Raw genomic sequence first — 13,157 nt, forward strand, 5'->3', positions numbered from 1 at the left:
AAATCCTTGCTTTATTGTCTTGTTTATTGTACTATACTAGTGTATATACAGACAAAAAGGAGATTCTTATGAATACACGGAAAAAGACACAATTTATGACAATGACTGCCCTCTTAACGGCTATTGCAATTTTGATTCCAATTGTTATGCCTTTCAAGATTGTCATTCCACCTGCCTCCTATACTTTAGGAAGCCACATCGCTATTTTTATTGCCATGTTCTTGTCGCCCTTGATGGCTGTTTTTGTCATCCTAGCCTCTAGTTTTGGATTTTTGATGGCTGGCTATCCCATGGTTATCGTTTTTCGAGCTTTTTCCCATATCTTTTTTGGGACTTTGGGGGCTCTTTACCTACAAAAATTCCCCGATACCCTAGATAAACCAAAAGCTTCCTGGATTTTCAACTTTGTGTTAGCGCTTGTCCATGCCCTTGCTGAAGTATTGGCCTGTGTCGTTTTTTACGCAACTTCCGGTACCAATGTAGAAAATATGTTTTATGTTCTCTTTGTACTAGTTGGATTTGGCACAATTATTCATAGTATGGTAGACTATACATTAGCACTAGCTGTCTATAAAGTGCTTCGCAAACGCCGTTAAAAGGACGAACTATGACAAAAGATCGCAAACAAGCCCTGCTCCAACTCTTGAAAGAAGCTCCTAAAGCCCTCAATGGCCAAAGTTTGGCGGAACATTTTCATGTTACACGCCAGGTCATTGTACAGGACATTGCAATTTTAAGAGCCGATGGCGCTCCTATCCTATCCACCAATCGTGGCTACGTCTATAAGCAAATTGAAACCAATCCTTATGTTCACAAACTTTTCAAAGTGAAACATGAAGTTGAAGAAATCGGTCAGGAACTCCTTGCTATCGTTGATAATGGTGGACGTGTTCAAAACACTCTGATTGACCATCCCGTCTATGGAGAAATTGAAACCTTGCTGAAACTGTCTTGCCGCCGAGACGTGCAACATTTTCTAGAACAAGTCGAGCATTCTGACTTTAGACCTCTGTCTGAATTGACAGATGGCATCCATTACCACCTAGTCGAAGCCGAAACACAACAAGACCTCCACTATATTGAGGAGGCCTTGGATCAGCTCGGTTATTTAGTAAAAGACTAGAAAATTTTCTTTTCCCAATCGTCTTCTGTACGGCGAGGGTAGAAAAATTCAGATTTGTCCGGAGCTTCCATCATCTCCATCAAGGGTAGCATATCATAGGCCAGATCCAAGTTTGGAATCTGGTCTTTTTGCACCCAAGAAACTTCTCCTTCATCTGAAGAGCGAAGGCTACCAGAGAACTCAGTCGCCTTATAACAAACGACAATATAGCGCCCACCTGTATCCAGAGGCCAATTTTTAATACCGACAAGTTGAGGATTTTGGATAGTCAACCCTGTTTCTTCATATATTTCACGAATGACAGACTCTGCGAAAGCTTCGCCATTTTCTACATGACCTCCAGGAAAGGCATAACCAGACCAGCGATTGGTTTCAGGAGAGCGATACTGCATCACCACGCGCTGAGTTTCGAGGTCTTCAATCAGACAAATGTTTGTTAAAATCGTTAATTGGGAACGGGACATAAATTTACTCGCTTTCTAATTTGTTATATGACTTTTTCGAACTTAATATCAGATTTCATGATAAAGGGATTGAACAACTCGTGATGTTCATAGGTATTAGGGACTATAAAACCTCAAACAATCATGATTTCTTTACCTTGTATATGATAGACTATATTGATGGAAATGGCTGGATCTGGAATTATTGACAAAATAAAGAATGTCATAAACCAAACATACAATGCCACTAATCAAGTAAATAATTGAAAAATAAGGTGAAACAATTGAAAATCCCTTGTTCTATAAAAGATTCTCCAGAGATGGATTAAGAAGGTCAAACAAAGAATGAAAAAACCTACTATTCCACAAAACTGTAATAAAGGATAGACCAAAAATTAATAACACCAGATGAAAAATCACAAAAGCTAGCAAGACCAGATAGGGGGGTGTAAATGAAAATAACTTAGTTAGATTTTCTTTTATCATGATTTTTCCTATTTTTGTCATTATATTTCAAAATCACTATCAATATCACTGGAATGAAGAAAAAGATCAGATAGGTGGCAATCGGAAGCCAGATGTAGCGATCATCTAAAGATAATAGGGAAGGAATTTTTTCAACATTTCTCCCTTTGATCCCAACAATTAAGTGGAGGAGGAAAATAGGTCCGTTTATGTATAAAAAGGGTTGTAAAAATCCTTGTACTGAAGTCTTTTTGCTAAAACCATCTCTAAAAACACCTTGATAGATTGTGTTCACCAAAAAGACAAAATTGATAATAATTGGGAAGACATAGGACAGTTCTTGATATGCTTTTGGGATAAGTGTCATCCCAAAAAACACATACATGATTCCAAAAATAGAAAATAATATTATGCCACCATCTATTAAAGATGCAAGCCTTGAATGCCTTTCAAACCAAAATTTGACATCATCTAACAAAGAAGACTTTTTGTTGATCTTCTGATTACTTTTTCTCTTTTTACTGTTCTGCCGTTTTACCCTCTTTTGTATCTTACTCTCTCGTTTCATTTAATCCTCCTTCTTCTCTTTCCTATGTTTTTAACCAAAAGAAAAATGCCTAGCCCTAAGAAAAAGACTTGCTGTAAGAAACCAGATATAAGCTAAATCAAGAGAAAACAAAGGCGAAAAGATGACTCTTCCTCTCTTTCTCACACCAATCAGTCGAAAAATGAAGCTAAAGATATTGATGTAAATAAAGGGTTCACAGAATTTTTTAAGGGTCTTTTCTTTTTCTGTTTTCACTGATAAAAAGAGAGCATATAGACTATAACCCAAGATAAAAAGATTCAATTGCAAGGTAAATAAGAGCTCTCTATACCGAAAAACAGATGAAATTCTTTTATTCTGTGATGTTGTAAATTCTATAAGTAGGAACAAGATGATATAAAAGATAATATCAAGCATCAATTTGACAAATCGATGCTCTTGTAACCAAAAACAGACAGAATCTACCCCTGTTGACTTCTTATAGTTCGTCTCTTTTACTTTCATAATAACTTCTCACTATTTAAAAATATATGCTAAGACGTAATCATTTGTTGATTGTGCAAGCTGAAAACAACTCCACTTTTTAGAATAGGTGTTCTAAGTTCAAAGTCAAATTTTAACATTTAAAATTTTCCAATTCTGTTCTTTTCGTAACTTATTAGTTTATGATTCTGAATCTTTAAAGAAACACTACTACCTGAACGATATCCTTTAGCACCATAGTAGTAAGAAACCTCATAAAAGGCATCTGGCAACTTAGCATTATCTATCCCATTTGAAATAAATTCTGTCAGTCCACCTTCACTACCAAAATAATCTTTCTCACCCTCTTCTAAAACCGTGTCTTTATATGTAACACTTCCTTTAATAATTCCATTTTCCAGAAATTCATCAATAGGGAGATCATATAAACCTTGAAAAGGTTTCCCCTCCTTACGATTCTTATCTATGAGATCATAATATTCTGTAATATTCTCTGCTCTCTCATCGACACTCCAGTAGCTATTTACGAATTCCAAATTGGGATTTTCATATTGCTTGAAAAAACTCTCTACTTTTTCTTTGTTAGAAACACTTACAGGATTCTGGTTAAGTAGCTGATCTGCTATATGTGAAAATTGATTTAACATCGTTTTGATAGTTCCATCGTAGGCTAGTTCTTCACTCGTCCGTTTAGAGTTTCCTGGAGATTTAGGAAAATAAATTAAACTGTCACTTACAGTGATTTTCCTACCATTAACCTCTTCAGTGTAATCGTATTCAATTTCATAATCTTCAGAAGGCCATCTATGTCTGGAAAACTTCGTCACCTTCACTTCACCTTTAAAGCCATATAAATTCAGTGTTCTGCTTGCTGCCACCTCAATATCCTTTTGATTTGGTCCAGAAAAAGTATTATGAAAGTTAACTACTAAAATCACTACAAAACTTAGAAAACAGGCTGAAATGATAATTCCTATAAAAGTGAAATTCAAAATCAAGGCTCTTTTCATTACTTTTTCCTCCTAGTTGAAATATTTGAAATTATTCTACCTACCCCAACGCCTTGACATCCAACATCATATCNCGAATCTGAGCTGCCAGTTCAAAGTCAAGCACTTCGACGGCTTCTTGCATTTGTTTTTCTAGTTTCTTGACAAGTTCCTTACGTTCTTGTTTGTTGAGGCTATTGATATCGACTTCCTTGTCCTCTTCCTTAGCAACTGCCTTAGTTACAGAGATCAGGTCACGGATTTCTTTCTTAATGGTTTGTGGAACGATACCATGTTCTTCATTATAGGCCATCTGGATTTTCCGACGGCGAGCAGTTTCATCGATAGCACGTTGCATAGACTGAGTCATCGTGTCCGCGTACATGATGACATGACCTTCACTGTTACGGGCAGCACGTCCAATAGTCTGGATTAGGCCACGCTCGTTTCGAAGGAATCCTTCCTTGTCAGCATCAAGAATAGCTACGAGGCTAACTTCAGGAACGTCAATCCCTTCACGGAGGAGATTGATTCCGACCAAGACGTCAAAGACTCCTAAACGCAAGTCGCGGATAATCTCTGTCCGCTCCAAGGTCTTGATATCCGAGTGCATATACTTGACCTTGATGCCCATTTCCTTGAAGTAGTCGGTCAAGTCTTCTGCCATCTTCTTGGTTAAGGTTGTGATAAAGGTACGCTCGTTCTTTTCAACACGGGCATTAATTTCGCCTAGGAGATCATCAATCTGTCCCATAGTCGGACGAACTTCCACCTCAGGATCCAAAAGCCCTGTCGGACGAATGATTTGCTCAATCACTGTCTCAGTCTGTTCATTTTCATAATCACCTGGTGTCGCTGAAACGTAAACAATCTGATGTACATGGCTTTCAAACTCCTCCCGACGGAGAGGACGATTATCCAGAGCTGATGGCAAACGGAAACCATAATTGACCAGCATTTCCTTACGAGAACGGTCTCCATTGTACATGCCCTTGATTTGCCCCATAGTCATGTGACTCTCGTCAATCATGATCAAGAAATCATCTGGGAAGAAATCAAGAAGCGTATAAGGAGGCTCACCCTCACTCCGTCCATCCATGTGGCGTGAATAGTTTTCAACCCCGTTGGTATAGCCCATCTCACGCAGCATTTCGATATCATACTCTGTCCGCTGTTTCAAACGTTGGGCTTCAAGCAATTTACCTTCCTTCTCAAAGATAGCTAGTTGCTCCTCCAACTCGGCTTGAATCTTTGCAATGGCAACTTCCATGTGGTCGTCATTGGTCACAAAGTGAGTCGCAGGGAAAATCGCCAAATGATCCACTTCTCCCAAGACCTGACCTGTCAAAGCTTCAACCTCACGAATACGGTCAATCTCATCCCCGAAAAACTCTACCCGAAAAGCGTGTTCATCACGAGATGCTGGGAAAATTTCCACTACATCCCCACGCACACGAAATCTTCCCCGTTGGAAATCAATATCATTTCGCTCAAACTGAATATCGACCAAGTCATTCAAGAGTTTATCACGAGAAATTTCAAGACCTGGACGGAGACTAACGACACTATCAGCGTATTCCTTGGGCGAACCCAAACCATAGATACAAGAGACTGAGGCCACGACAATAACATCATTGCGCTCCAAAAGGGCCGAAGTCGCTGAGTGGCGAAGTTTGTCAATCTCGTCATTGACAGAGCTGTCCTTTTCAATATAGGTATCACTAGAAGGTACATAGGCTTCTGGCTGGTAATAGTCATAGTAGGATACGAAGTACTCAACTGCATTTTCAGGGAAAAATTCCTTAAACTCCCCATAGAGCTGTCCTGCCAGAGTCTTATTGTGGGCAATAACCAGAGTTGGTTTATTGACTTTGGAAATGACCTGACTCATGGTATAGGTCTTCCCTGTTCCGGTCGCCCCCATCAGAATCTGAGCTTTTTCTCCACCCTCGATATTATCCACCAACTGCTCGATAGCTTGGGGTTGATCTCCTGATGGTTGATATTTTGATACTAGTTTAAATTGATTATCTGTAATGCGGTTAATCATAAGAATCCTCTCTCAATGTGCTATTCCTATTTTAGCATACTTGTAGCATTTTCACGAAGAAAAGGACGGACCGAAGTCACATCCTTTCATTTTCTTTCTTTAATTGATAAGCGAAATAAACAATCAGCAGTAGCAAGACCAGACTTGTCATGATAGATCCTTCTATCCCAAAAGATCCACCTGATAGCCAGCCTTGATCGCCTTGTGGTAAAAAGGTCATCAGAGACGTTCCTGATGGTTGACCACTAACTAAAATCCCAAATAAATTTCCCTGAGCAAAATTCCAGGCTCCATGAATACCTGCAACACCCCAAACTGTATCGGTTTTGAGGAGGTATAGTGACATGGCAACTCCGAATAAGAAGAGATTCACTAGAGATAGAGGTGTGAGACCCGAATTGCCCATATGAAGCAGGGTAAAGAATAGGCTAGATATAAGAACAGCAAGTTTTAGATTGGTTCTTGAGGCCAATTGAGGAAGGAGCCAAGCACGGGCCACCACTTCTTCTGTTGTCCCCTGTAAAATCCAAAAAGGGATAGTAAAGACTACAAAGACAAGCGAGTAAAGATTCAAGTGAATGGATTCCAAACGATATTGCCCCAAGGCTACTAAACCTAACAAGGTCAGAAGAAAAAGTGCCAAACCTAAGCCAAATCCTTTCAGAAGACTGCTGAGGAAATTTTCTCTATAAAATCCTAAAGTTCGAATAGGTCTTTTCTCAACTTTTCTAGTCCATCTGAACACAGTGTTGAGAATAAAACCAAAGGCCAGTAATCCTAAAATTAAATGAAAGTCACTTGTTTTATCCATCAAGCTCTGCTGCAAAGTCTGAAAGTAGGTTGCAAGATTTTGACCAATCTCTCCAAAATTCCTAGCAAGTCCAATGAGAGCTAACAAGCTAATACCATACAGAGTATAAGCCACAAACTCTCCTATGAAGACAAAAACAAAGGCTAACAAGGGGCTTGTGTAAATGTTTAAATTCATTTTTGAAGCTTGGAAGTTTTTAAATATTCTTTTGTTCTTCATATCCCCGTCCTCTTTTCTTCTATTATATACTATTATTATAGCACTGTATAGTAGCAATTCAAGAAAGAAAACGAAAAAACCAATGTTATATTTTCTGACACAAAACTATAAAAATTTGCCTTTTTTTACTTTTTCTGATATAATGGGAAAATATTCGGAAAAGGAGACTAAAAATGAAGAAAAAATTTCTAGCATTTTTGCTAATTTTATTCCCAATTTTCTCATTAGGTATTGTGAAAGCAGAGACGATTAAGATTGTTTCTGATACCGCCTATGCACCTTTTGAGTTTAAAGATTCAGATCAAACTTATAAAGGAATTGATGTTGACATTATCAACAAAGTCGCTGAAATTAAAGGATGGAATATTCAGATGTCCTATCCTGGATTTGATGCAGCGGTCAATGCGGTTCAAGCTGGTCAAGCTGACGCTATCATGGCAGGGATGACAAAGACTAAAGAACGTGAAAAAGTCTTTACCATGTCTGATACTTACTATGATACAAAAGTTGTCATTGCAACTACAAAGGCACACAAGATTAGCAAGTACGACCAATTGTCTGGTAAAACTGTTGGTGTTAAAAACGGAACAGCCGCTCAACGTTTCCTAGAAACGATTAAAGATAAATACGGCTTTACTATTAAAACATTTGACACTGGTGATTTGATGAACAACAGCTTAAGTGCTGGTGCCATCGATGCTATGATGGATGACAAACCTGTTATCGAATATGCCATCAACCAAGGCCAAGACCTCCATATTGAAATGGATGGGGAAGCTGTAGGTAGCTTTGCTTTCGGTGTTAAAAAAGGAAGCAAATACGAGCACCTGGTGACTGAATTTAACCAAGCCTTAGCTGAAATGAAAAAAGATGGTAGTCTTGATAAAATCATCAAGAAATGGACTGCTTCATCATCTTCAGCAGTGCCAACTACAACTACTCTAGCGGGCTTAAAAGCTATTCCTGTTAAGGCTAAATACATCATTGCCAGCGATTCTTCTTTTGCACCTTTTGTTTTCCAAAATTCAAGCAACCAATACACTGGTATTGATATGGAATTGATTAAGGCAATCGCTAAAGACCAAGGTTTTGAAATTGAAATCATCAACCCTGGTTTCGATGCCGCTATTAACGCTGTCCAAGCTGGTCAAGCAGATGGTATCATTGCTGGTATGTCTGTCACAGATGCTCGTAAGGCAACTTTTGACTTCTCAGAATCATACTACACTGCTAATACTATCCTTGGTGTCAAAGAATCAAGTACCATTGCTTCTTATGAAGATTTGAAAGGAAAGACAGTCGGTGTTAAAAACGGAACTGCTTCTCAAACCTTCCTAACAGAAAATCAAAGCAAATACGGTTATCAAATTAAAACCTTCGCTGATGGTTCATCAATGTATGACAGTTTAAACACTGGTGCCATTGACGCCGTTATGGATGATGAACCTGTTCTCAAATATTCTATCAGCCAAGGTCAAAAATTGAAAACTCCAATCGCTGGAACTCCAATCGGTGAAACAGCCTTTGCCGTTAAAAAAGGAACAAATCCAGAATTGATTGAAATGTTCAATAACGGACTTGCTAACCTTAAAGCAAACGGTGAATTCCAAAAGATTCTTGATAAATACCTAGCTAGCGAATCTTCAACTACATCAACAAGCACTGTTGACGAAACAACTATCTGGGGCTTGCTCCAAAACAACTACAAACAACTCCTTAGCGGTCTTGGTATCACTCTTGCTCTAGCTCTTATCTCATTTGCTATTGCCATTGTCATCGGGATTATCTTCGGTATGTTTAGCGTTAGCCCATACAAATCTCTTCGTGTGATCTCTGAGATTTTCGTTGACGTTATCCGTGGTATTCCATTGATGATTCTTGCAGCTTTCATCTTCTGGGGAATTCCAAACTTCATCGAGTCTATTACAGGTCAACAAAGTCCAATTAACGACTTTGTAGCTGGTACTATTGCCCTATCGCTCAATGCAGCTGCTTATATCGCTGAGATCGTTCGTGGTGGTATTCAGGCCGTTCCAGTTGGTCAAATGGAAGCCAGCCGAAGCTTGGGTATCTCTTATGGAAAAACCATGCGTAAGATTATCTTGCCACAAGCAACTAAATTGATGTTGCCAAACTTTGTTAACCAATTCGTTATCGCTCTTAAAGATACAACTATCGTATCTGCTATCGGTTTGGTTGAACTCTTCCAAACTGGTAAGATTATCATTGCCCGTAACTACCAAAGTTTCAAGATGTATGCAATCCTTGCTATCTTCTATCTTGTAATTATCACACTTTTGACTAAACTAGCGAAACGCTTAGAAAAGAGGATTCGTTAATGGCAAAATTAAAAATTGATGTAAATGATTTACACAAAAGCTACGGAAAAAATGAGGTTTTAAAAGGAATTACGACTAAGTTCTATGAAGGAGATGTAGTTTGTATCATCGGTCCTTCAGGTTCTGGTAAATCGACCTTCCTTCGTAGCCTTAATCTTTTAGAAGAAGTTACTAGCGGTCACATCACTGTGAACGGTTATGACTTAACTGAAAAAACAACCAACGTTGACCATGTCCGTGAAAATATCGGAATGGTTTTCCAACACTTCAACCTCTTCCCACATATGTCTGTTTTGGACAACATCACTTTTGCTCCTATTGAGCACAAGTTGATGACTAAGGAAGAAGCTGAGAAATTGGGAATGGAGTTGCTTGAAAAGGTTGGACTAGCAGATAAAGCTAATGCCAACCCAGATAGCCTATCCGGTGGTCAAAAACAACGTGTGGCCATCGCTCGTGGACTAGCAATGAATCCAGACATCATGCTCTTTGATGAACCAACTTCAGCCCTTGACCCTGAGATGGTCGGAGACGTACTAAACGTTATGAAAGACTTGGCTAAACAAGGCATGACCATGATTATCGTAACCCATGAGATGGGATTTGCTCGTCAGGTTGCCGACCGCGTTATCTTTACTGCAGATGGTGAATTCCTTGAAGACGGAACACCTGACCAAATCTTTGATAACCCACAGCACCCACGTCTGAAAGATTTCTTGGACAAGGTCTTAAACGTCTAAACTCAAACTGTAAGGATTTCCTTGCAGTTTTTTTCTATCTCGTATTGGATTTTTTGATTTTTCGGAAAATTATGTTAGAATTAAGTTTATGAAATGAGATTTCCTCATACCTAGTAAGACTAGGAATAAAAATAGAAATTAGGTAGCTAGATGTCATCTAAGGTTATTGTTACAATTTTCGGTGCGAGTGGAGACCTGGCTAAACGCAAGCTCTACCCTTCCCTTTTTAGACTCTATAAATCCGGCAATCTTTCCGAGCACTTTGCCGTTATTGGAACTGCCCGTCGTCCTTGGAGCAAGGAATATTTTGAATCTGTTGTAGTCGAATCTATCCTTGATTTGGCAGATAGTACCGAACAAGCTCAGGAGTTCGCTAGCCACTTCTACTATCAAAGTCATGATGTCAATGATACGGAACACTACATTGCTTTACGTCAATTGCAGGCTGAACTAAATGACAAGTACCAAGCTGAACACAACAAGCTCTTCTTCTTGTCTATGGCACCTCAGTTCTTTGGAACTATTGCTAAACACCTTAAGTCTGAAAACATTGTAGATGGAAAAGGTTTTGAACGTTTAATCGTTGAGAAGCCATTTGGTACAGATTACGCAACTGCAAGCAAGTTAAATGACGAACTCCTAGCGACATTTGACGAAGAACAAATTTTCCGTATTGACCATTATCTTGGTAAGGAAATGATCCAAAGTATCTTTGCAGTTCGCTTTGCAAACTTGATTTTTGAAAACGTTTGGAACAAGGACTTTATCGACAATGTTCAAATTACCTTTGCAGAGCGCTTGGGTGTAGAAGAACGTGGTGGCTACTATGACCAATCTGGTGCCCTCCGTGACATGGTACAGAACCACACTCTACAACTCCTTTCCCTCCTTGCTATGGACAAGCCAGCAAGCTTCACAAAAGACGAGATCCGTGCTGAAAAGATTAAGGTCTTTAAAAACCTCTATCATCCAACTGATGAAGAACTTAAAGAACACTTTATCCGTGGGCAATACCGCTCTGGTAAGATTGATGGCATGAAATACATCTCTTATCGTAGCGAGCCAAATGTAAATCCAGAATCAACAACTGAAACATTTGCTTCTGGTGCCTTCTTTGTGGACAGCGATCGCTTCCGTGGTGTTCCTTTCTTCTTCCGTACTGGTAAACGTCTGACTGAAAAAGGAACTCATGTCAACATCGTCTTTAAACAAATGGATTCTATCTTTGGAGAATCACTTGCTCCAAATATTTTGACCATCTATATCCAACCAACAGAAGGCTTCTCTCTTAGCCTAAATGGGAAGCAAGTAGGAGAAGAATTTAACTTGGCTCCTAACTCACTTGATTACCGTACAGATGCGACCGCAACTGGTGCTTCTCCAGAACCATACGAAAAATTGATTTATGACGTCTTAAATAACAACTCAACTAACTTTAGCCACTGGGATGAAGTTGGTGCGTCATGGAAATTGATTGACCGTATCGAAGAACTCTGGGCTGAAAATGGTGCCCCACTTCATGACTATAAAGCTGGAAGCATGGGACCTCAAGCAAGCTTTGACTTACTTGAAAAATTCGGTGCCAAATGGACTTGGCAACCAGATATCACCTATCGTCAAGATGGTCGTTTAGAATAAAAAATTTCCTGCAAGTTTGTGTCTTGCAGGATTTTTGTTTCTGATTAGATTAAGCCTTCTAAGAGCCCCTTCATAAAGTTTTCTGAGTTAAACTCTCCAATATCATCGATTTTTTCACCGAAACCAATCAATTTTACAGGAATATTGAGTTCTTCACGGATAGCTAAAACAACACCACCTCGAGCAGTTCCGTCAATCTTAGTCAAGACAATTCCTGTCAAAGGAGTAATTTTTGAAAATTCTTTGGCCTGTACAAGAGCGTTTTGACCTGTTGATGCATCAAGTGCCAAGAAGGTTTCATGGGGTGCTTCTGGCACAACACGTTTGATGATACGACCAATCTTTTCCAACTCAGCCATGAGGTTGTCCTTGTTTTGCAAACGACCAGCAGTATCAATCATGAGAATATCAATTCCTTCTGCTACAGCTCGTTCCATACCATCAAAGACCACGCTGGCTGGATCAGCTTTTTCAGGTCCAGTCACAACTGGAACGTCCACACGACGGCCCCATTCAGCAAGCTGGGCTACTGCCCCTGCACGGAAGGTATCTGCTGCAACTAGCATGACCTTCTTACCTGCTTGTTTGTAGCGGTGGGCTAATTTTCCGATAGAAGTTGTTTTCCCAACACCATTGACCCCGACAAAGAGCATGACTGTCAAGCCATCTTGGAAGTGAATGCTTTCATCGTAGTTGCCATCCTTTTCATAAAGCTCAACCAATTTCTCAATGATGACACGGCGAAGAACGTCAGGTTTCTTGGCGTTTTCAAGCTTGGCTTCGTAACGTAACTCCTCTGTTAAGTTAGAAGCGACTTGGACACCAACGTCACTCATGATCAGCAGTTCTTCTAGTTCCTCAAAGAATTCTTCGTCAACAGAGCGGAAGTTAGCAAAGAAGGCGTTCAAGCGAGCACCAAAGCCTGTACGAGTTTTCTTAAGACTACGATCATATTTTTCCTGAACGGTTTCTTCTGCTTGAGGAGTTTCTGGTTCAAGCACTTCAGAATTATTTTCTTCTACAGTCTCTAGGAGCTCAGTATTCTCTTCCTCTGCGACTTCTTCTTGTTGAACTTCTACAACTGACTCTGAATTATAATTTTCTTCAACTCTGTCTTGGATTTCCTCTTCTTCAAGCACAGCTTCTTCAGAACTTTCAACTTCTGCTTCTTCTTGAGAAACTTCCTCAGCTTCTGTTAAGGCAGGCTCAACATCTTCTGATAGATCAAGATTTTCCAGAGCTTCTTTTACAACTTCTTCGATTTTAGGTTCTTCTTTTTTTCCGAATAGACGGTCAAATAATCCCATATC

General features: G+C 39.4%; 12 protein-coding genes and 1 pseudogene. 5 read left to right on the forward strand and 8 right to left on the reverse strand.

Going from position 1 to position 13,157, the window contains the following annotated elements:
• The first annotated feature begins 68 nt into the window (after positions 1 to 68).
• Positions 69 to 596: an ECF transporter S component gene (locus tag D8836_RS04740; RefSeq protein WP_001097393.1), complete on the forward strand. Its 528-nt coding sequence runs from the start codon at positions 69 to 71 to the stop codon at positions 594 to 596.
• An 11-nt stretch (positions 597 to 607) separates the two neighbouring features.
• Complete coding sequence (locus D8836_RS04745) at positions 608 to 1,123, forward strand: transcription repressor NadR (RefSeq protein ID WP_049509367.1); 516 nt, start codon at positions 608 to 610, stop codon at positions 1,121 to 1,123.
• On the opposite strand, the gene D8836_RS04750 is transcribed toward D8836_RS04745, so the two are convergent.
• The 7 genes and pseudogenes from D8836_RS04750 to D8836_RS04780 all read right to left on the reverse strand — a co-directional run bounded on the left by D8836_RS04750 (position 1,120) and on the right by D8836_RS04780 (position 7,130).
• Complete coding sequence (locus D8836_RS04750) at positions 1,120 to 1,587, reverse strand: 8-oxo-dGTP diphosphatase (protein ID WP_125393311.1); 468 nt, start codon at positions 1,585 to 1,587, stop codon at positions 1,120 to 1,122. The genes D8836_RS04745 and D8836_RS04750 overlap by 4 nt on opposite strands.
• 23 nt (positions 1,588 to 1,610) lie before the next feature.
• Positions 1,611 to 2,052 (reverse strand): annotated as a pseudogene (locus D8836_RS11360) (hypothetical protein).
• Entirely contained in the window at positions 2,030 to 2,599 is a 570-nt protein-coding gene (locus D8836_RS04760) for a hypothetical protein (protein WP_125393312.1), read from the reverse strand. The pseudogene D8836_RS11360 and the gene D8836_RS04760 overlap by 23 nt, the downstream one beginning before the upstream one ends.
• Positions 2,600 to 2,629: 30 nt before the next feature.
• A complete protein-coding gene (locus D8836_RS04765; protein WP_125393313.1) occupies positions 2,630 to 3,082 on the reverse strand; it encodes a hypothetical protein in 453 nt (150 codons plus the stop codon).
• Positions 3,083 to 3,201: 119 nt separating this feature from the next.
• On the reverse strand, positions 3,202 to 4,071 hold the full coding sequence (locus tag D8836_RS04770) for a hypothetical protein (protein WP_125393314.1): 870 nt from the start codon (positions 4,069 to 4,071) through the stop codon (positions 3,202 to 3,204).
• A gap of 40 nt (positions 4,072 to 4,111) precedes the next feature.
• Positions 4,112 to 6,100, reverse strand: a complete 1,989-nt coding sequence (gene uvrB, locus D8836_RS04775; protein ID WP_125393315.1) for an excinuclease ABC subunit UvrB — start codon at positions 6,098 to 6,100, stop codon at positions 4,112 to 4,114.
• 76 nt (positions 6,101 to 6,176) lie between these two features.
• On the reverse strand, positions 6,177 to 7,130 hold the full coding sequence (locus D8836_RS04780) for a CPBP family intramembrane glutamic endopeptidase (RefSeq protein ID WP_125393316.1): 954 nt from the start codon (positions 7,128 to 7,130) through the stop codon (positions 6,177 to 6,179).
• A gap of 173 nt (positions 7,131 to 7,303) precedes the next feature.
• Here D8836_RS04780 and D8836_RS04785 point away from each other — a divergent pair, with 173 nt between their 5' ends.
• The 3 genes from D8836_RS04785 to zwf all read left to right on the forward strand — a co-directional run bounded on the left by D8836_RS04785 (position 7,304) and on the right by zwf (position 11,847).
• Positions 7,304 to 9,469 (forward strand): ABC transporter substrate-binding protein/permease, encoded by a 2,166-nt coding sequence (locus tag D8836_RS04785; RefSeq protein ID WP_125393317.1) that lies wholly within the window; start codon positions 7,304 to 7,306, stop codon positions 9,467 to 9,469.
• Positions 9,469 to 10,209 (forward strand): amino acid ABC transporter ATP-binding protein, encoded by a 741-nt coding sequence (locus D8836_RS04790; protein WP_125393318.1) that lies wholly within the window; start codon positions 9,469 to 9,471, stop codon positions 10,207 to 10,209. Before D8836_RS04785 ends, D8836_RS04790 begins: the two co-directional genes overlap by 1 nt.
• 150 nt (positions 10,210 to 10,359) lie before the next feature.
• Positions 10,360 to 11,847: a glucose-6-phosphate dehydrogenase gene (gene zwf / locus D8836_RS04795; protein ID WP_125393319.1), complete on the forward strand. Its 1,488-nt coding sequence runs from the start codon at positions 10,360 to 10,362 to the stop codon at positions 11,845 to 11,847.
• A 44-nt stretch (positions 11,848 to 11,891) separates the two neighbouring features.
• Here zwf and ftsY read toward each other — a convergent pair whose 3' ends face one another.
• Complete coding sequence (ftsY, locus tag D8836_RS04800) at positions 11,892 to 13,154, reverse strand: signal recognition particle-docking protein FtsY (protein ID WP_125393320.1); 1,263 nt, start codon at positions 13,152 to 13,154, stop codon at positions 11,892 to 11,894.
• Positions 13,155 to 13,157 lie beyond the last annotated feature (3 nt).

The sequence above is a fragment of the Streptococcus mitis genome (genome assembly GCF_003942995.1).
Taxonomy (GTDB): Bacteria; Bacillota; Bacilli; order Lactobacillales; family Streptococcaceae; genus Streptococcus; species Streptococcus mitis_CV.